Below are 18,256 nucleotides of genomic sequence, written 5' to 3' on the forward strand. Positions count from 1 at the left end.
GTGGGGTTGCGGGACGAGAGGTGGGGGACATGGGCGTGCCGGTGATCGCGGGCCTGGGTACGGCGCAGCCGCCGTCCGCCGCGCAGGACGAGCTGTGGGAGGGGTTCTTCGCGAAGCACTTCTCCGGGACCACCCGGGCGCTGGCCGAGCGCATCTTCGCCAATTCCGGGGTGTCCCGGCGGCAGGCGGCGGTGAACCCGCTGCTGGAGGACGTCTCCGAGTGGCCCACCGAGCGCCGGATGCGGCGCTACCAGGTCGAGGCGTTGCCGCTGGGCAAGGAGGCGGTCGGCCGGGCGCTGACCGCCGCCGGTCTGGACGCCGGTGACGTCGGCCTCTTCGTGGTCTGCTCCTGCACCGGGTACGCCACCCCCGGGCTGGACATCCTGCTCGCCCGGGACCTGGGCATGGCCCCGGACACCCAGCGCATGTTCGTCGGGCACATGGGCTGCTACGCGGCCCTGCCCGGGCTCGGCGCGGCGAGCGACTTCGTCACGGCCCGGGACCGTCCCGCGCTGCTGCTCTGCGCGGAGCTGACCAGCCTGCACATCCAGCCGCCGGGCGCCCGGGTGGACACCCAGCAGATCGTCTCGCACGCGCTGTTCTCGGATGCCGCGGTCGCCGCCGTGGTCGTCCCCGGCGGCCGGGGCTACGCGCTGCGCGAGGTCACCTCGGTCACCGACACCTCCACGGCCGACCACATGACCTGGGACGTCACCGACACCGGCTTCCGGATGGGCCTGTCACCGAAGGTGCCGCAGGTGCTCTCGCGCCATGTCCGGGGGCTGGTGGACGACCTGCTGGCCCGGCACGGGTGGCACCGCGACGAGGTGGACGGTTGGGCGGTGCACCCGGGCGGCCCCCGCATCCTCAACGTGGTGGAGCGGGAGCTGGCCCTGCCGCCGACGGCGCTCGCGGCGTCCCGGGCGGTCCTGGACGAGCACGGCAACTGCTCGTCGCCGACGGTGCTGCTGATCCTGGACCGGCTGCGCCGGGCCGCGACGCCGCCGGAGCGGGTGGTGATGCTGGCCTTCGGGCCGGGCCTCACGCTCTACGCCGCCCTGCTGGAGCGCACCGACTGACGGGACGGTGGCCGGCGCCCCGCGCCGATACGCTCTGCGCGTGGCTCCCGACGAGCGGATCCGGCGCGCGCTGCTGGCCGGGCTGACGGTGGCGGCGCTGGCGGCCGGCGCGGCCTGGTGGCGGGCGGCGGCGCCGGCGCTGGGGCGGACCGGCCCCGCCCCCGCCCGGTCGACCGGCGCCTTCCTCGAACCCGGCATCCGGGTCGACGCGAGCGCCCCCCGCGTCGGGTCGAGGGTGGTGGTGGACCCGCGGACCGGGCGGGTGCTGGACCAGGTCGAGCTGTCCGGGCCAGAGGCGGATCCGGACGCGCCCCTGGTCGTCCACGAGGAGCCCGGCGGCCTGGCCCGGTCGCGCGAGGTCACGCACGGCGTGTGGCGGGAGCGGTCCCTCCTGATGCCGGGCGATGCCCCGGTGACCCGGATGGCGAACGCGCCGGACGCGGCCGAGTTCCTGCTGACGGTCCGCTGCTCCGGCCCCGGCACGGTCGTCGTCGGGCTCACCGGCTCGGCCGACGACGAGACGGAGCGGGTGCTGAGCTGCGAGGAGCCGAACGCCGTCTCGTTCTCGGTGGTGGGCGCCCGCGGCGGGCCCCTCCTGGTGCGCTTCGTCGCGCTCCACGACCGGGTCGACCTCGACGCCCAGCTGGACACGCTGGGCTGAGCGGCGGTCAGCCCGCCAACCGGGCCAGGTCGTCGCGGTAGTCCGTCACCGGCCCCAGCTCGGGCACCACCCGGACCAGGGTGCCCTGCCGGTCCACCAGCAGGGCGGCGGCCGTTCCGGGGTGGGCGGAGAGGTGCAGGTAGGAGCGGAGGCCGCCGGCCGGGTCGGCGAGCGTCCGTACCCCCGGCGCGGTGACGGCCGCGGCGGTGCGGTCCTCGGTGACGGTGACCACGGTGACCCCCGGCGGCGCGGCGGCCGCCGCGGTGCTGACCTGCTCCGTGCAGGCGCACGCGTCCACCAGGACGATCATGGCGGGCAGCAGGCCGCGCAGCGGCACCGGCGCGTCGTCGGGGCCGACGAGGTCGAGGGCTGGCAGTGGCCCGACGGGGGCCGTCGGGTACGGCAGCACGGTGGGCGCCCCCCCGGAGCGGCTCGACCGGGGCCAGGTGACGGCGGCCAGCCCGGTGAGCGTGATCAGCACGGCGACCAGCAGGACCAGCACCGGTAGCCCGACCGACGGCCGGCCGGGCGGGCCGAGGCGGGGTCCGCGGCCGGCCGGACGGTTCGCCCGGCGCAGCTCGCGGCGGACCTGGCGAGCCTCCTCGGCCAGTGCCGAGGCGTCGTCGGGGACGACCACCCGGCCCCACTCCGGGGGCAGGTCGGGGAGCCCGTCCGGTGGCCCGTGGCCTTCAGCGTCAGGCATGCCCATCGGACCCCCAGGAACCGTCTCGGTGAGCGGACGTCAGTCCATCCCCAGGGTCCCGCACCGGTGGTCGTACCGCCACACCTGGGCGCAGGTGGAATTCCAGAGCTACCATGGAAGGAGCGCATCGCCCTAGATATGAACGCTTCCGTCACTCTTACCGGGTTGTCATCCGATGGTCACGGAGCGTGCCGAAACCATCGGCTTGACCGCCTGTCAAGCTGAAGAAATACCTCTCACAGGGCCCCTGAGCTGCGCCAACGGTCAGGACAGCGGTGAGACATCGGTGCCTGAGCGTGTTACCCTAGACACAGCGAAAGGGGTTTCGAACCTATGGTTTTCAGTGTCGGCGAGACCGTTGTTTACCCCCACCACGGGGCCGCACTCATCGAGGCAATCGAGACTCGGGTCATCAAGGGCGAGCCTAAGCAGTACCTCGTCCTGAGGGTCGCGCAGGGTGACCTGACGGTCCGGGTGCCCGCCGAGAACGCCGAGATCGTGGGTGTGCGCGAGGTGGTCGGCGAAGAGGGCCTGGGCAAGGTCTTCGACGTGCTCCGTGCACCGCACACCGAGGAGCCGACCAACTGGTCGCGGCGTTACAAGGCGAATCTGGAGAAGCTGGCCTCCGGTAACCCGCTGAAGGTCGCCGAGGTCGTCCGCGACCTGTGGCGTCGGGAGCGGGAGCGGGGTCTCTCCGCGGGTGAGAAGCGCATGCTGGCCAAGGCGCGGGACATTCTCGTCGGCGAGGTCGCGCTGGCCGAGAAGAGCACCAAGGACGAGGCGGAGACGCTGCTCGACAAGGTGCTGACCGAGGCCTGATCCACAGCAGTCGTCGTACCCACCCCGTAGCAAACGAATCCGAGGACCGCGACGTGACCGCGCAGCTCAATCCGCGCGGTGACGTCGCGGTCCTTGTTCCTGCCGCCGGAGCCGGGGTACGCCTCGGCCCGGGCGCTCCCAAGGCGCTCCGGCCGCTCGCCGGCGAGCCGCTGCTGGTGCACGCGGTCCGCCGGATCGCCGCCGCGCCCTCGGTGCACACGATCGTGGTGGCCGCCCCGGCCGCCGACGTCGAGTCGGTCCGGCTGATGCTCGCGCCGGTGGCCCCGGTGACCGTCGTCCCCGGCGGCGCCGAACGCCAGGCGTCGGTGGCCGCCGCGCTGGCCGCCGTCCCCGCGGGGCCGCAGATCGTCCTCGTGCACGACGCGGCACGTGCGCTCACCCCACCCGCGCTGGTCGAGTCGGTGGCCGCGGCCGTCCGCGCCGGCCACGGCGGGGTGATCCCGGTGCTGCCGGTGGTCGACACCGTCAAGGAGGTCGACGCGGGCGAGCGGGTCCTCGGCACGGTCGACCGGGCCGCCCTGCGCGCGGTGCAGACCCCGCAGGGTTTCCGCCGGTCGGTGCTGACCGCCGCCCACGAGGCGGCCGGCGATCCGCTCACCGACGACGCCGGCCTCGTCGAGAAACTGGGCGTCCCGGTGGTCTGCGTACCCGGGTCGGAGCTGGCCCTGAAGATCACCCGCCCGTTCGACCTGGCCCTGGCCGAGCACCTGCTGGCCACCTGCGCCTGACGCGTACCCTCGGGCCATGATCGTTCCTCGGGTGGCCATCGGCACGGACGTGCACGCCTTCGCGGCCGGGCGGCCCTGCTGGGTCGCCGGCCTGCACTGGCCCGACCAGGACGGCCTGGCCGGCCACTCGGACGCCGACGTGGTGGCGCACGCCGCCTGCAACGCCCTGCTCTCCGCGGCCGGCCTCGGCGACCTGGGCGCCAACTTCGGGGTGGACCAGCCGGAGTGGGCGGGCGCGTCCGGGGTGGCCCTGCTGACCGAGAGCGCCCGGCGGGTCCGGGCGGCCGGCTTCGAGATCGGCAACGTGTCCGTCCAGGTGGTCGGCAACCGGCCGAAGATCGGTCCGCGCCGGGAGGAGGCGCAGCGGGTGCTCTCCGCGGCGGTCGGCGCGCCGGTCACCGTCTCCGCCGCCACCACCGACGGCCTGGGCTTCACCGGGCGCGGCGAGGGGCTCACCGGGATCGCGGTGGCGCTGGTCTACGAGGCGCCGGCGGTGTGACGCGGCGACCGGGGTGGCCGGGTCGCCGCGACAGGTCAGTCGACGTCCGTGCAGACGTTGTGGGTCGTGCCGTGCAGCATGGTGATGGTCTTGTCGAAGGTGGGTGTGAACTCCACGGCGAACTGGCCGTCCACGATCCACAGCCCCTTCGGCAGCGAGCCCGCGTTCTCCCGGAAGCCGAGCAGGACCGGCCCGGTCACGTACCAGGTCATCGAGCCGTCCGTGCCGTAGACGACCAGCGACGTGCCGCTCGCGTCCGCCGTGGACGTGGCTCCGGTCTCCAGGTTGGTCACCCGGTCGATCAGGGTGCCGGTGAACAGCTCCCGCTTCGGTGAGCCGTCCGGGTACGTCGCCAGGGTCAGCTTCCGGACCTCGTCGACGATCGGTTCGACCCGTACCGCGAAGTCGCACCGGGCTCCGGCGGGCATCTCGAACGCCTCCTGCGGGGCCGGCTCCCAGGCGCCGGGGCCGCTGCCGCCGCTCGCGGCGGACGCCGAGCCGGGCAGTGCCGCGACGATCGCGGCCAGGACCGACGCCACCGCGACGCTCATCTTCAGACGCATGGTCACTCCATCCGTGTTTCGGGTCAGGGCCGCACCAGGATCACCAGGCCCGCTCACCACGGACTCACCACTCGCCCAGCTCCCGCCGGGCCGAACCGGCCCGGGTGCCGGGCCGTGCGCCGGGAAGCCCACCATCCGCTCACCGCCGGATGACAACCGGCGGCCCGGGCCAGACTGTCCTGTCCGGTATGGAATTCCGACTGCTCGGACCCTTCGAGGCCCGTCACCGGGGCCGGCCGGTCGAGGTCGGCAGCCGCCGCCAGGAGCGCTGCCTGCTCGGTGTGCTGCTGCTCGACACGGGACGGGTGGTCCGCACCGAACGCCTCATCGACCTGCTCTGGAACGGCCGGCCGCCGGCGTCGGCACGCGGTGCCGTGCAGACGTACATCGGGCGGTTGCGGGGGGCGTTGACGCCGTACGGGGTGCGGATCAGCACCCGGGGCGAGGGCTACCTCGTGGAGGCCGACGGGCACCACGTCGACGTCGACGAGTTCGGCGAGCTGGTGCGGGCGGCGGGCGCCGCCGCCGACCCCGCCGAGCGGGTACGGCTGCTCGACCGGGCACTGGCCCTCTGGCGGGGGCCGCTGCTCGCCGACGCGGCGGACGGCGAGCTGCGGGAGCGGCTGCACGGCACGGTCGAGGAGCTCCGGCTGGTCGCCGTCGAGCTGCGCGCCGAGGCGCAGCTCGCGCTGGGCCAGCACGCCCGGGCGATCGCCGAGCTGATGCCCCTGGCCGTCCGGCACCCGACCCGCGAACAGCTCGTCGCCGTCCTGATGACCGCGCTGTACCGGGGCGGGCGCCAGGCCGACGCGCTTCGGCTGTACCGGACCACCCGGCGGCTGCTCGTGGACGAGCTGGGCGTCGAGCCGGGGCCGCGCCTGCGGGAGGTGCACCGCCGGATCCTGCGCGGCGACGACCGGCTGGACCGGCCCGGCCGGCCCGTCTACGAGGTCCGGGTACGCGACGAGTGCCTGCCGTGGAGCGTCGGGGGTCACCCGGCGCTGGACTTCTGCAACACCTTCGCCGGGTGGGGGCACGAACCGCCGTTGCCGGGCGCCGAGTGGCTGCGCGGCTACCGCACCCTGGCCGTGTGGGCCGGGCACGTGGGGCTGGTCGACGACGTCTCGGTGAGCCGGCTGCTGCACCTCGGCCGGCGGGACCCCGACCAGGCCGAGGCGGTGCTCGCCGAGGCACGGAAACTGCGGCACGCGCTGTACGGGTGCCTGACCGGACCGGACGACCGGCACGGGTTCGAGGTGGTCGCCCGGTACGCCGAGGCCGCCGCGAAGGAGCTGGTGTTCCGGCGCGAGACCGACGGTCGCGGGCGCTGGTGGCCGGAGCTCGCGGCCGGGCTCCGGATGCCCCTGCACGCGGTCGCGTGGAGTGCCGCCCAACTGCTCGCCGACCCGCGCCGGCTCACCCTCCGGATCTGCCCGGACGAGCGGTGCGGCTGGCTCTTCCTGGACGAGAGCGGGCTGCGGCGCTGGTGCAGCCTGGGGACCTGCGGGCGCTCGCTGGACCGGTCCCGCTGCCACAGCGCCTGACCGCCGTTCGCGCCGGCGGCGGCGGGAGCGGCCGGCGGTTACGCTCGGCGGGATGCCTCCCGACGCCGCCCCCGACCAGTTCGCCGCCGACGGCTACGTCCAGCGCGCGCAGCTCCTCGCCGAACTGGGCCGGTACGACGAGGCCGCCGAGGAACTGGACGGGGCGCTCGCCACCGACCCGGGCAACGCCGGGGCGTTGACCATGCTGGCCCGGGTGCACCTCGCCGCCGGCCGGCCGGCGGAGGCGCTGCCGGTCGCCGAGGCCGCCGTGGCCGCCGCCGCCGGTGCCCTGTCGCCGCTGGTGGCGCGCGGCTTCGCCCTGGTCGACCTGGGCCGGTGGAAGGCCGCGGCGAGCACCGGGGACGAGATCCTGGCGCTCGGCCCGGACGACGCGTACGCCCAGCGCAGCGCCGCCGCGATCCTGGCCGGCGCGCGCAACGGCCAGGCGGCGCTCAACGCCGCCTGGCGCGGTGTGGAGCTGGCCCCGGAGACCGCCCAGGCGCACCTGGTGCTCGGCCTGGTCGCCGCCCGGCTGGAGCTGTACGACCTGGCCGAGCGGGCCTACCGGGAGGCGCTGCGGCTGGACCCGGAGCTGGCCGAGGCGCGGCACGACATGGGCGTGATCCGGCTGGAGCAGCGCCGCTACGCGGTGGCGCTGGAGCACCTGGCCGAGTCGGCGGTCCTGGACCCGGCGGTCGGCCACACCAGCCGGACCGTCGCCGACGGGTTGCGCGAGCTGGTTCTCTACGGCGCCGGCTGGTCGCTGGTGGCCACCGTGCTGGTCGCCTTCCTGGCGCCGGTCGCGCCGAGCCCGTCCCGGATCTTCGCGGTGCTGACCGCGCTCGGCGGGGCCCTGCTGGCCTGGCGGTACGCGGTCCGGCTGCCCGGCCGGCCGGACACGATCGTGTCCGGGCTGTTCCGCGCCGATCCGGCCCTGGCCCTGGCCGTGTGCGCGGTGGCCGCCGCCCCGGTGCTGCTGGTGCTCTACGCGCTGGTCGGCGGCCCGTGGCCGCTGGTCGCCGGGATCACGGCGACGGTGGTGGCCGAGTTCGTCGTGCTGGCACGGCCCGGCCACCACCCCCGACGCTAGGCTCGGCGCGCCCAGGTCCAGGCGTACGCGTCGTCCTCGCAGGCGGTCCCGGCGTCGCAGAGGTCGAGCGGGCGGAAGGTGTCCACCATGACCGCCAGCTCGTCGAAGAACTCCGCCCCGATCGACCGCTCGGCGGCGCCCGGCTGGGGGCCGTGGGTGAAGCCGGACGGGTGCAGCGAGATCGAGCCCTGCTCGATGCCGGAGCCGCGCCGGGCCTCGTAGTTGCCGCCGGTGTAGAAGAGCATCTCGTCGGAGTCGACGTTGTGGTGGTTGTACGGCACCGGGATGGCGTCCGGGTGGTAGTCCACCTTGCGCGGCACGAACGAGCAGATCACGAAGTTCGGGCCCTGGAAGGTCTGGTGCACGGGCGGCGGCTGGTGGATCCGGCCGGTGATCGGCTCGAAGTCGTGGATGGAGAACGCCCACGGGTAGAGGTGGCCGTCCCAGCCGACCACATCGAACGGGTGGTTCGCATAAACATGACGAGTCCACACTGTGCCGCTACCGTCCGGGCGTGCCGCCCGGGACCGGTGCCGGACCAGCACCTCGACGTCGGTCTCGTCGACGAGCAGCGGGGTGTCCGGCCCGCGGACGTCCCGCTCGCAGTAGGGCGAGTGCTCCAGGAACTGCCCGCGCACCGAGAGGTAGCGCTTGGGCGGGCCGACGTGGCCGGCGGCCTCGATGGCGAGCAGCCGGGTCGGCTCGTCGCCGGTGGGCACGAGGCGGTGGATGGTCGAGGTGGGGATGATGACGTAGTCGCCGGCGACCGCCTCCAGCACGCCGAACGGCGACTCCACCCGCAGCGTCCCGGACTCCAGGTAGAGGCAGTGGTCGCCGGTGGCGTCCCGGAACAGCGGCGACGGCCGGTCGGCCAGCACGTAGGCGATCCGCACGTCGTCGTTGGCGAGCAGGTACTGCCGGCCGAGCACCGGGTCGGCGCCCGCGCCGTCGAGCTTGTGGGTGCGCAGGTGCCGCGGCTTCAGCGGCAGGTTGGGCACCCGGGTGAAGGCGGGCGGGGCGAACTCCTCGGCGGCCACGATCGCCGTGGGCGCGTGCCGGTGATAGAGCAGCGACGAGTCGGAGGAGAAGCCCTCCTGGCCGACCAGTTCCTCGGCGTAGAGGGTGCCGTCGGGCTGGCGGAACTGGGTGTGGCGCTTGCGGGGCACCTCGCCGACGCTGCGGTAGTACGGCATCTCGCCTCCCGATATGTCCCGTTCTCCGGCCGGTGGCGTCCGATAATCGGACGCAGTTGTCCGTTCCTTGTAGCGTCCCGTAGATTCTTGTCTCGTGTCAACGCAGGTGCCCCGCCTCTTCGCCGGCCTCGTCGACGACGCGGCGGTCTTCCCGCCCGGCAGCGCCGCGCTGCCGGACGCCGTGACCGCGCATCTCCGACACCGGGCCGGGTGGTACGCCGACCTGGTCGGCCCGCTGCTGCTGCCCGCCTCGGCCCTGCCGGACCTGCCCGACGTGCTCGCCCCGGAGGCGTCCCTGGCGGTCGGCGTGATCGGCGACGTGCCGGTCGGCCGGCTGGAGGCGGCCCTCGCCGAGGCCGACGCCCGGGTCACCGTCCGCCAGGTCGAGGCGCCCGTGGCCAAGCGCGGCGAGGACCCACAGCCCGGCCTGGCCGACCTGCTCAAGCTCGCCGAGCGCCTCGCCGGCACCGCGGTCTACGCGGAGATCCCCCTGACCTTCGGGCTCCTGAACGCGCTCGACGCCCTCGCTGCGGCGCGGGCCGGCGGGCTGCCCGTGGCCGCCAAGTTCCGCACCGGCGGGCTGGCCGCCGAACTCTTCCCGACCCCGGTGGAGCTGGCCGCGGTGATCTGCGCCTGCCGGGACCGGGAGCTGCCGTTCAAGCTGACCGCCGGACTGCACCAGGCGATCCGCCACCGGGACCCGGAGACCGGCTTCACCCACCACGGGTTCGTCAACGTGCTGGCGGCCGCGCTGGCGGCCACCGGAGGCGCCGAGGTCGACGGGGTGGCCGAGCTGCTCGCCGTCACCGACCCGCTCCGGGTGGTCGAGCAGGCCCGGGCACACCAGGACGCCGAGCGCCCGCTCTGGGTCGGCTACGGCTCGTGCAGCATCTCCGAACCACTGACCGATCTGATCCGGCTGGGGCTGGTGAACGGGGGCTACGAGGAATGAGCGAGCGCAGCGAGCGAATCAGCAGGTTCAGTGCGGTGGTGCCTCATGTCGGCACGGAGCGGAGCGGAGTGGCGGCATGAGCTGGGTGACGGGTGCCGCGGGTTCGGCGTACGGGGTGGCCAACCTGCCGTACGGGGTGTTCCGGCAGGGCGACCGCGAGCCGCGGATCGGCGTGCGCATCGGTGACTTCGTGCTGGACCTGGCGGGCGCGGAGGCCGCCGGGCTGGTGCTGGCCGCCGGCGCGCTGGGTCGGCACACCCTCAACGACTTCATGGCGCTCGGCCGTCCGCAGTGGACCGCCGTGCGACAGCGGATCACCGAGCTGCTCACCGACCCGGCGCACCGGCCGGCCGTGGAGCCGCTGCTGGTGCCGCTGCGCGAGGTGGAACTGCTGCTCCCGTTCGAGGTCGCCGACTACGTCGACTTCTACTCGTCCGAGCACCACGCGTCGAACGTCGGGCAGATCTTCCGCCCCGGCCAGCCGCCGCTGCTGCCGAACTGGAAGCACGTGCCGATCGGCTACCACGGCCGGGCCGGCACCGTGGTCGTCTCGGGCACCCCCGTGGTGCGCCCGACCGGCCAGCGGGCCACCGCGCAGGGCCCGACCACCGGCGCCTCCGTCCGGCTGGACATCGAGGCCGAGGTGGGCTTCGTGGTCGGGGTGCCGAGCCGGCTCGGCGACCGGGTCCCGGTCGCGGACTTCGCCGACCACGTCTTCGGCGTGGTGCTGGTCAACGACTGGTCGGCCCGGGACATCCAGGCCTGGGAGTACCAGCCGCTCGGCCCGTTCCTGGGCAAGTCCTTCGCCACCTCGGTCTCGGCGTGGGTCACCCCGCTGGACGCGCTGGCCGACGCCTTCGTGCCCGCGCCCGACCAGGACCCGCCGGTCCAGGACTACCTGCACGACACCCCGCACCTCGGGCTCGACCTGAGCCTGTCGGTCGAGTGGAACGGCGAGCGGGTCGCCGAACCGCCGTTCGCCACCATGTACTGGACCCCGGCCCAGCAGCTCGCCCACCTCACCGTCAACGGCGCCGCCCTGCGGACCGGCGACCTCTACGCCTCCGGCACCGTCTCCGGGCCGGAGCGCGGGCAGGTCGGCTCGTTCCTGGAACTGACCTGGGGCGGCGCCGAGCCGGTCAAGTTCGCCGACGGCGCCGAGCGAACCTTCCTTGAGGACGGCGACACCGTCACGATCACCGCCACCGCGCCCGGCCCGGACGGCACCACGATCGCCCTCGGCGAGGTCAGCGGCAGCATCCTGCCGGCGCGCTGAGTCGTCCTGTTCACTCTCCGTCCCCGGTCGCACCCGCTGTGCGACCGGGGACGTTTCCTTCGCCGTTGATCGTCGCGGATTGCGTACGCCCCGGCGGTGCGGGCCGGGGCGCACCCGAGTGGAACAGGAAGGACCGCGAGGATGACCGAGTTGACCGGCGCCATCTGGCGCACCAGCAGCCGCTCCAACGATCAGGGCCTCTGCGTCGAGGTGGCGACCAACGTGGTCGCCGCGCACGGCGTGGTGGGCGTACGCGACTCGAAGGACCGCCAGGGTCCCGCGCTCGCGGTCAGCCCACCGGGCTGGACCGCGTTCGTCGCCGCGATCCGGGGTGACGCCTTCCGCTCCTGACCGCTCACCGCGCCCGGTGCCCCGCGATCGGGGCACCGGTGGTGGAAATGTCACCGCAAGGCTCCCCTTACCCGGTGACGGCCCGTACCGTGGACGACACGGGAGGTGCCATGTCGACGGTGACGGTTTCCGCATTCATCGAAGCGCAGGACGTCGACGTCTGGCGGCTCCTCACCGACCTCCCGGCGCGGGCCGACTGGCTCTCCGCGGTCGGCGACGTCGAGATCCTCACCTCGGGCGACCTCGGGGCCGGCACCGCCTGGCGGGAGACCCGGGTGCGACCCGACGGCGTCGCCGAGCCGGAGGAGTTCCTGGTGGTCGAGGCGGTCGCCCCGGCGCGGCTGGTGCTCAGCTCGCGGGGCGCGGGCGCGGACTACCGGATCACCTGGACGCTGCGCACCGTCGAGCGCCGGCGGCGCGGCTGCACCGAGGTCACCGTCGAGCACGAGGCGGTGCCGACCCGCCCGTACGGCCGGGTGCTGGCGCTGATCCTCGGCGGTCTGGCGGCCCGTGCGGTCGAGGGTGCCCTCCGCCGGGACCTGGCCGACCTGGCGCTGGCCGTCGGGCCCACCCGGTCCGCCGAGGCCGCCTGAGCCGACCCCGCCGGCGGATCTGGCCCCCGGCCGGGCGCGCGGCCCCCGGGGACCGCCGCTGGGTAGGGTGCCGGGCGGAGGTGCGGCATGGGCAAGCCCGCGGGGCGGCGGATCATGGTGGCGGTCGTGGCGGTGCTGGCCGTCGCGGCGGCGGCCGCCGTGGTCGTCCGGGTCCTCGCGCCCGCCGAGGTCGAGACGGTCGCCCGGGGGGCGTACCCGGCCGCGCCGACGCCGCCGGTCGGGGTGATCGGCCGGCTGCCGGTGGCGCCGCTGGTCGTGGACGGCCGGCTCCGCGTCTACGCGGGCGCCCGCCAGGTGTACGCGGACCAGCCCGTCTCCGGGAAGCACCGGGTCACCCCGTTCTGGTCGTACCGCCGCTGGCCGGCCAAGCTGGTCGGGGTGCTCGCCGAGGGCACCACGGTGGTCAGTCGCTGGTCGGACGGGAAGCTGGTGGCGCTGGACGCGCGTACCGGGCGGGTCGCCTGGCGGGCCGACGGGCCGGAGCCCGGCGACGTGCCGAAGCCCCGCCGCACCTACGCCGCCACGGTCTGGGATCCGGCGGGCCTGCACGTCACCCGGTCCGCCGACGGCCGCACGGTGCTGGTCGCGGCCGGTCCCGGCGGGGTCGGCGGGTACGCCCTGGCGGACGGCCGACGGCTGTGGCGTTCGGAGGTGGCGCGGGGCTGCCGCGCCGACGTGGGCACCACGGCCGCCGGCGAGCTGCTCGGGGTCGACTCCTGCGCCGGGCCGGCAACGGTCGAGTTCCGGGACGCGGCCACCGGCGCGGTACGGACCCGCTGGCGCCCGCCGGACGCCCCGGAGCAGCTCGTGGTGACGCCGCTCGGCTGCCGGGACGGGAACTCGGCCTGCCGCGGGCTGCGTACCTCCGGGCGGGGCGACGAGACCGGCCGGGGCTGGCTGGTGCCCGGCGCGGGTGCGCCGGTTGCCGCTCCCGCCCTGGACGGCCCGGACAGCGAGCTGGACGGCGAGCACGCGGTGGGCGCCGCGGGCGGCGTGGTCACCGGGCGGTCGGCCCGCACCGGCGCCCAGGTGTGGCGCCGGGACGACCTGGGGCAGGTCCGGATCCTGGCGGTCGAGCCGGGCCGGGTGCACCTGCTGACCGGGGCGCGGGAGCTGGTCACGATCGATCCGGCCACCGGGGCGGAGCGGTCGCGGTTCACCATGGACATCGGCCGGGACGGGACCGGGTGGCAGCCCGGCCGGGCGCACGCGGTGGACGGCTACGTTGCGGTGGAACGGCTCCGCGAGCGGGCCCGCCCGGACGACGACGACCAGGGGTACTTCCTGATGGCCGAGCCGGTGCTCCTGGCCCGTACCTGATCACCCGGGTTATTCGACAAAACGGACAAAAGGCACTAGAGTTCCCTTATATGGTCGGTGAGGCGTCCGGGGCCGGTCCGTAGGGGGTTGACGGACCGGCCCCGGACCTGCGCCGTCAGGCCACCGCGGCCTCGGCGGCGACCAGGAAGGCGTCGTTCTCGGCCGGGGTGCCGATGGTGACCCGCACGCCGTCGCCGGGGAACGGCCGGACGATAACGCCGCGCGCCTCGCACGCCCGGCCGAACTCGACGGCCCGCTCGCCCAGCGGCAGCCAGACGAAGTTGGCCTGGCTGTCCGGCACGTCCGGGACGAACTTGCGCAGCGCCTCGGTGACCCGGTCCCGCTCGGCGACGACCAGCGCGCAGCGGCGCTCGACCTCGTCGGCCTGCGCGAGCGCGGCCAGCGCGCCCGCCTGCGCGGCCATGCTGGTCGAGAAGGGGGTGACCACCTTGCGCACGGCGGCGGCCACGGTCGGCTCGGCGACCAGCCAGCCGATCCGCAGGCCGGCCAGGCCCCACGCCTTGGACAGGGTGCGCAGCACCGCCACGTTCGGCCGGTCCAGGTAGCTCAGGCCGTCCGGAACCTGGGCGTCGGTGACGAACTCCCGGTACGCCTCGTCGATCACCACGAGCACGTCGTCCGGCACCGCGTCCAGGAAGCAGTCCAGCTCGGCCTTCCGGACCGCCGTGCCGGTCGGGTTGTTCGGGTTGCAGACCAGGATCATCCGGGTCCGGTCGGTCACCGCCGCCGCCATCGAGGCCAGGTCGTGGCCGTGGCCGGCGTCGTTCGGCACCCGCACGCTGGTCGCGCCGCTGGTCGCCGCGATGATCGGGTACGCCTCGAAGGACCGCCACGAGTAGAGCAGCTCGTCGCCGGGCAGGCAGGTGGCCCGGACCAGGTGCTCGGCCAGCGCCACCGAGCCGCAGCCGGTGGCGATCCGGTCGGCGTCCACGCCGTACCGCTCGGCGAGGGCCTGGCGCAACGCCACCACGCCCATGTCGGGGTAGCGGTGCGAACCGGCCACCGCCTCGGTGACCGCCTCCACGACGCCGGGCAGCGGGCCGTACGGGACCTCGTTGCTGGCCAGCTTGATCGCCTCGGGCAGGCCCAGCTCGCGGGCCAGGTCGGCCGGGCTGCGGCCGGGCACGTAGTTGGGCAGCGCGTCCAGGTCGGCGCGGGTGAGCCGCAGCGGAGGATGGTGACGTCCGGTGTCGGTCATGGGGTGTCTCCCGGGGGGTTGGCGCGGTCGCGCGGGGTGGTACGGGTGTCGGGCCGGGTGCGGGGCAACTGGACCACCACGGTCTGCGCCCGTTTGTCGTGCAGGGCCTGGCGCAGCGGCTGGTCGAAGAGCGGGGAGACCGCGTCCACGAACTGGAGCACCAGGCCCAGGCCGCAGCAGTACCAGAGCAGGGTGGGCAGGCCGAGGGTGCTCCAGCGCCGGGTGGCCCGGCCGAAGCCGAGCGGTTGATCCCCCTCGACCGGCAGCGCCCGGACGCCCACCAGCCGCTTGCCGAAGGTCTGGCCGCGGGCGGCCATCGAGGGCACCTCGTACGCGAACCAGAGCGCGGTGGCGATCAGCAGGATGGCGATCTGGAGCCCGGCAGCCTGGTCGCCCGGCTGGGGCAGCCCGTCGGTGGAGGTGTCCCCGGCCAGCGACCGGCGCACCGACTCCCGCAGGTACGGCGAGATCTCCTCGACGTAGCGCCAGACGAACCAGCCGTTGACCACGGCGTTGAGCAGGAACACCACGCCGAGGTCGATCAGGCGGGCGACCAGTCGGGCGCCGTACGAGGCGAGCGGCAGCCCGTGTGGGCGCGGCGCCGGGGGTCGCCCCGGCCAGCCGGGGTACGGCCAGCCCGGCGGCGGCCCCTGCTGGCCCGGCTGGCCCGGTTGGCCAGCCCATGGGCCGGGCTGTCCGGGCTGTCCGGGCTGTCCCGGCCACGGGCCGGCCTGCCCCGGCCACGGCTGTCCCGGTCCACCGGCTGGCGGGCCCGGGTACGGCCCGGGCGCCGGCGCGCCGGGATGCGTGCCCGGCGCCGGGGCCGGCTGGCCCGCGTGCGGCGCGGCGGAGGTGGGGGCCGGTGCGGCGGCGGCGGGGGCCGGCTCGGGCGGCGGTGGTCCGTCGGGCGGGGTGGTGTCGACGGGGATCGGCGCGCCGAGCCACCCCTCGCCGTCCCAGTACCGGCGGGTCTCGGGGTCGGCGGGGTCGACGTACCAGCCGGGTTGCACGCTCACGGCCGTGCCTCGCGGTGCTCGCTCACGGTGCAACCTTAACGACGACCGTTCCGGCGAACTTGTCGTGCAGGCACTGCTGCCAGGGCTTGTCCCAGAGCTGCCAGAACCCGTCGAGGTAGTTGGCGAAGGGCACCAGCGAGCCGGCGACGAACTCCACCAGGTACCGCCGGCCGAGGACGCCCCGGGTCAGCGGCGCGCTCGGGTCGAGCGGGACGATGCGCAGCTTCATCGCCTTCTTGCCGAGCGTCTGGCCGGTCCGGCGGGCGTACTCGACGTGGTAGAGCCAGTAGAAGGCGAACATCACCAGCACCAGCCCGGCCTCGGCGAGCAGGAACGGCAGGAAGAAGTCGGTCAGCATGGTGGCCGGGTCGGGCTCGGCCATCGTCCCGTCCGGTGCGACCGTCATCATCTCGTTGAACATCCGGAACCACAGCCAGAGGAAGACCGGCAGGAAGAGCACCATGGCCACTCCGTAGGCCACCGCGGTGTCGATCAGCCAGGCCACCAGCCGGTCGGCGAACCCGGCCAGCGGCTGCCCGTTGGGGGCCCGGGTGGGCGGCACGAAGGCGGCGTGCGGGGCGTACCCCGGGGGTGGTGGCGGGTAGCTCGGCAGCCCGGCGTACGTGGGCGGAGTGCGCTGCGGTGGCGGCAGGTACGGCCCGGACGGCGGCGCGAAGCCGCCGCCCGCGGGCGGGGGCCCGGCGGGCGGCGGAGACGCGGGGGAAGGCTCGGTCACGCGGACAGTGTTACAGGTTGCCGCGCTTCTCCTGCTCCCGCTCGATGGCCTCGAACAGGGCCTTGAAGTTGCCCTTGCCGAAGCCCAGCGAGCCGTGCCGCTCGATCAGCTCGAAGAAGACGGTCGGGCGGTCCTGCACCGGCTTGGTGAAGATCTGGAGCAGGTAGCCGTCCTCGTCCCGGTCGACCAGGATCTTGCGGGACTTCAGCTCCTCGATGGGCACCCGCACCTGGCCGATCCGGGCGCGCAGCTCCGGGTCCTCGTAGTAGGAGTCCGGGGTGTCCAGGAACTCGACGCCGGCCGCACGCATGGCGTCGACGCTGGCCAGGATGTCGTTGGTGGCCACGGCGATGTGCTGGGCGCCCGGGCCCTGGTAGAACTCCAGGTACTCGTCGATCTGCGACTTCTTGCGGGCGACGGCCGGCTCGTTGAGCGGGAACTTCACCTTGCGGGTGCCGTTCGCGACCACCTTGCTCATCAGCGCGGAGTAGTCGGTGGCGATGTCGTCGCCGATGAACTCGGCCATGTTGCTGAAGCCCATGACGCGCTTGTAGAACTCGACCCACTCGTCCATCCGGCCCAGCTCCACGTTGCCGACCACGTGGTCGACGGCCTGGAAGAAGCGCTTCGGCTGGATGCCCGCGTCGATCATCGGCTGCCGGTCCACGATCGGGCCGCGGGCCACGAAGCCGGGCAGGAACGGGCCGGTGTACCGGGACCGGTCGACCAGCGTGTGCCGGGTGTCGCCGTACGCGGCGATGGCCGCCATCCGGACGGTGCCGTGCTCGTCGCTGACGTCGTGCGGCTCGACCAGGCCGGTCGCGCCCTGGGCGGTGGCGTGCGCGTACGCGGCGTCCACGTCCGGCACCTCCAGCGCGATGTCGGAGACGCCGTCGCTGTGCTTCGCGACGTGCTCGCTGCCCTCGGCGTCCGGCCGGACCGCGCCGGTCAGCACGAACCGGGCGGAGCCGCTGGTCAGCACGTACTGGGCGTGGTCCCGGTAGCCCTGCTCCGGCCCCCGGTACGCCACGCACGTCATGCCGAAGGCGGTGGAGTAGTAGTGGGCGGCCTGCTTGGCGTTGCCCACCAGGAAGTGCACGTGGTCGAGGCCCTTGACCGGGAACGGGTCGCGGGTGATGTCGTGGTCGACGGCGCCGACGAGGGCGTCGACGTCGACCTCCTCGGTCGACTGGGGTCGGTCGATCGCCTGGGTCATGATGGCCTCCCTTGCGTACCGGCCGGCCTCGTGGGCCGCCGTTGCTCTGCTGTTCTGGCGAGGATCGCTGCGTCGCCGCCAGTTGGGCAATAGTCGGCGGAAACTCTGGTCAGGTTGTGCATTCAGTAATATGAAACCCCATGAACACTGGTCAGGATGTACAGCTCGACTCGCTGGACGCGCGCTTGATCGATCTGCTCGCCGAGGAACCCCGGATCGGGGTGCTGGAGTGCTCGCGGCGGCTCGGCGTGGCCCGGGGCACCGTCCAGGCCCGGCTCGACAAGCTGATCGAGCGCGGGGTGGTCGCCGGGTTCGGGCCGGACATCTCCCCGGCCGCGATCGGCTTCGGGGTGACCAGCTTCGTGACCCTGGAGATCAGCCAGCGGCACGGCCACGACCCGGTGACCGCGCACCTGGCCGCCATCCCGGAGGTGCTGGAGGCGCACACCATCACCGGCTCCAGCGACCTGCTCTGCCGCATCGTGGCCCGGTCGAACACCGACCTCCAGCGGGTCATCGACCAGATCGTCGCCTCGGAGGGCATCCGCCGCGCCTCCACGATCATCGCCCTGGCCGAGCAGATCCCCTACCGCACCCTGCCCCTGGTCCGTTCCGCCGCCCGCGGCGCATAACACGGCGGCCCACCGAGAAAGCGG

General features: G+C 74.4%; 20 protein-coding genes. 13 read left to right on the forward strand and 7 right to left on the reverse strand.

What is annotated here, in order from left to right:
- Nucleotides 1-29: 29 nt before the first annotated feature.
- Together RMN56_RS13515 and RMN56_RS13520 are read left to right on the forward strand one after the other, a co-directional pair.
- Nucleotides 30-1,079, forward strand: coding sequence for a type III polyketide synthase (locus tag RMN56_RS13515; protein ID WP_313724119.1), 1,050 nt, complete (start codon nucleotides 30-32; stop codon nucleotides 1,077-1,079).
- A gap of 40 nt (nucleotides 1,080-1,119) precedes the next feature.
- Nucleotides 1,120-1,740, forward strand: a complete 621-nt coding sequence (locus RMN56_RS13520) for a hypothetical protein (RefSeq protein ID WP_313724120.1) — start codon at nucleotides 1,120-1,122, stop codon at nucleotides 1,738-1,740.
- A 7-nt stretch (nucleotides 1,741-1,747) separates the two neighbouring features.
- Here RMN56_RS13520 and RMN56_RS13525 read toward each other — a convergent pair whose 3' ends face one another.
- On the reverse strand, nucleotides 1,748-2,449 hold the full coding sequence (locus tag RMN56_RS13525; protein WP_313724121.1) for a hypothetical protein: 702 nt from the start codon (nucleotides 2,447-2,449) through the stop codon (nucleotides 1,748-1,750).
- A gap of 327 nt (nucleotides 2,450-2,776) precedes the next feature.
- Here RMN56_RS13525 and RMN56_RS13530 point away from each other — a divergent pair, with 327 nt between their 5' ends.
- The 3 genes from RMN56_RS13530 to ispF are packed head-to-tail and all read left to right on the forward strand — an operon-like array spanning nucleotide 2,777 to nucleotide 4,510.
- A complete protein-coding gene (locus tag RMN56_RS13530; protein ID WP_007073334.1) occupies nucleotides 2,777-3,262 on the forward strand; it encodes a CarD family transcriptional regulator in 486 nt (161 codons plus the stop codon).
- A 53-nt stretch (nucleotides 3,263-3,315) separates the two neighbouring features.
- Nucleotides 3,316-4,011 carry a 2-C-methyl-D-erythritol 4-phosphate cytidylyltransferase gene (ispD, locus tag RMN56_RS13535; protein WP_313724122.1) on the forward strand — a complete coding sequence of 232 codons (696 nt, stop codon included), beginning with the start codon at nucleotides 3,316-3,318 and terminating at the stop codon, nucleotides 4,009-4,011.
- Nucleotides 4,012-4,027: 16 nt separating this feature from the next.
- The gene (gene ispF / locus RMN56_RS13540) at nucleotides 4,028-4,510 is read left to right on the forward strand and encodes a 2-C-methyl-D-erythritol 2,4-cyclodiphosphate synthase (RefSeq protein ID WP_313724123.1); all 483 of its coding nucleotides are present in this window, start codon (nucleotides 4,028-4,030) and stop codon (nucleotides 4,508-4,510) included.
- 35 nt (nucleotides 4,511-4,545) lie between these two features.
- Here ispF and RMN56_RS13545 read toward each other — a convergent pair whose 3' ends face one another.
- On the reverse strand, nucleotides 4,546-5,073 hold the full coding sequence (locus RMN56_RS13545) for a hypothetical protein (RefSeq protein WP_313724124.1): 528 nt from the start codon (nucleotides 5,071-5,073) through the stop codon (nucleotides 4,546-4,548).
- Nucleotides 5,074-5,261: 188 nt separating this feature from the next.
- On the opposite strand from RMN56_RS13545, the gene RMN56_RS13550 reads away from it, so the two are divergent.
- A complete protein-coding gene (locus RMN56_RS13550; RefSeq protein WP_313724125.1) occupies nucleotides 5,262-6,617 on the forward strand; it encodes an AfsR/SARP family transcriptional regulator in 1,356 nt (451 codons plus the stop codon).
- A 52-nt stretch (nucleotides 6,618-6,669) separates the two neighbouring features.
- Nucleotides 6,670-7,707 (forward strand): tetratricopeptide repeat protein, encoded by a 1,038-nt coding sequence (locus tag RMN56_RS13555; RefSeq protein WP_313724126.1) that lies wholly within the window; start codon nucleotides 6,670-6,672, stop codon nucleotides 7,705-7,707.
- Here the strand turns inward: RMN56_RS13555 and RMN56_RS13560 are convergent.
- The gene (locus RMN56_RS13560; protein ID WP_313724127.1) at nucleotides 7,704-8,900 is read right to left on the reverse strand and encodes a homogentisate 1,2-dioxygenase; all 1,197 of its coding nucleotides are present in this window, start codon (nucleotides 8,898-8,900) and stop codon (nucleotides 7,704-7,706) included. The genes RMN56_RS13555 and RMN56_RS13560 overlap by 4 nt on opposite strands.
- Before the next feature lie 94 nt (nucleotides 8,901-8,994).
- Here RMN56_RS13560 and RMN56_RS13565 point away from each other — a divergent pair, with 94 nt between their 5' ends.
- The 5 genes from RMN56_RS13565 to RMN56_RS13585 all read left to right on the forward strand — a co-directional run bounded on the left by RMN56_RS13565 (nucleotide 8,995) and on the right by RMN56_RS13585 (nucleotide 13,413).
- Nucleotides 8,995-9,852, forward strand: a complete 858-nt coding sequence (locus RMN56_RS13565) for a hypothetical protein (RefSeq protein WP_313724128.1) — start codon at nucleotides 8,995-8,997, stop codon at nucleotides 9,850-9,852.
- A gap of 76 nt (nucleotides 9,853-9,928) precedes the next feature.
- Entirely contained in the window at nucleotides 9,929-11,128 is a 1,200-nt protein-coding gene (fahA, locus tag RMN56_RS13570; protein ID WP_313724129.1) for a fumarylacetoacetase, read from the forward strand.
- A gap of 141 nt (nucleotides 11,129-11,269) precedes the next feature.
- Nucleotides 11,270-11,479 (forward strand): DUF397 domain-containing protein, encoded by a 210-nt coding sequence (locus RMN56_RS13575; RefSeq protein ID WP_313724130.1) that lies wholly within the window; start codon nucleotides 11,270-11,272, stop codon nucleotides 11,477-11,479.
- Nucleotides 11,480-11,589: 110 nt separating this feature from the next.
- Nucleotides 11,590-12,072, forward strand: coding sequence for an SRPBCC family protein (locus RMN56_RS13580; protein ID WP_262282746.1), 483 nt, complete (start codon nucleotides 11,590-11,592; stop codon nucleotides 12,070-12,072).
- Nucleotides 12,073-12,159: 87 nt separating this feature from the next.
- Nucleotides 12,160-13,413 (forward strand): outer membrane protein assembly factor BamB family protein, encoded by a 1,254-nt coding sequence (locus tag RMN56_RS13585; protein WP_313724131.1) that lies wholly within the window; start codon nucleotides 12,160-12,162, stop codon nucleotides 13,411-13,413.
- A 115-nt stretch (nucleotides 13,414-13,528) separates the two neighbouring features.
- On the opposite strand, the gene hisC is transcribed toward RMN56_RS13585, so the two are convergent.
- From hisC to hppD, 4 genes are read right to left on the reverse strand one after another with little or no spacing between them, the layout of a single operon-like run.
- Nucleotides 13,529-14,632, reverse strand: coding sequence for a histidinol-phosphate transaminase (hisC, locus tag RMN56_RS13590; RefSeq protein WP_313724132.1), 1,104 nt, complete (start codon nucleotides 14,630-14,632; stop codon nucleotides 13,529-13,531).
- Nucleotides 14,629-15,648 (reverse strand): RDD family protein, encoded by a 1,020-nt coding sequence (locus RMN56_RS13595; RefSeq protein ID WP_313724133.1) that lies wholly within the window; start codon nucleotides 15,646-15,648, stop codon nucleotides 14,629-14,631. The genes hisC and RMN56_RS13595 overlap by 4 nt, the downstream gene beginning before the upstream one ends.
- 22 nt (nucleotides 15,649-15,670) lie before the next feature.
- Nucleotides 15,671-16,384, reverse strand: coding sequence for an RDD family protein (locus RMN56_RS13600; RefSeq protein ID WP_313724134.1), 714 nt, complete (start codon nucleotides 16,382-16,384; stop codon nucleotides 15,671-15,673).
- Between the two features lie 10 nt (nucleotides 16,385-16,394).
- Nucleotides 16,395-17,600, reverse strand: coding sequence for a 4-hydroxyphenylpyruvate dioxygenase (gene hppD, locus RMN56_RS13605; RefSeq protein WP_313724135.1), 1,206 nt, complete (start codon nucleotides 17,598-17,600; stop codon nucleotides 16,395-16,397).
- A gap of 140 nt (nucleotides 17,601-17,740) precedes the next feature.
- Here hppD and RMN56_RS13610 point away from each other — a divergent pair, with 140 nt between their 5' ends.
- Nucleotides 17,741-18,232 (forward strand): Lrp/AsnC family transcriptional regulator, encoded by a 492-nt coding sequence (locus tag RMN56_RS13610; RefSeq protein WP_313724136.1) that lies wholly within the window; start codon nucleotides 17,741-17,743, stop codon nucleotides 18,230-18,232.
- The last annotated feature ends 24 nt before the right edge of the window (nucleotides 18,233-18,256 follow it).

This window comes from Micromonospora halotolerans (assembly GCF_032108445.1).
GTDB classification, from domain to species: domain Bacteria; phylum Actinomycetota; class Actinomycetes; order Mycobacteriales; family Micromonosporaceae; genus Micromonospora; species Micromonospora halotolerans.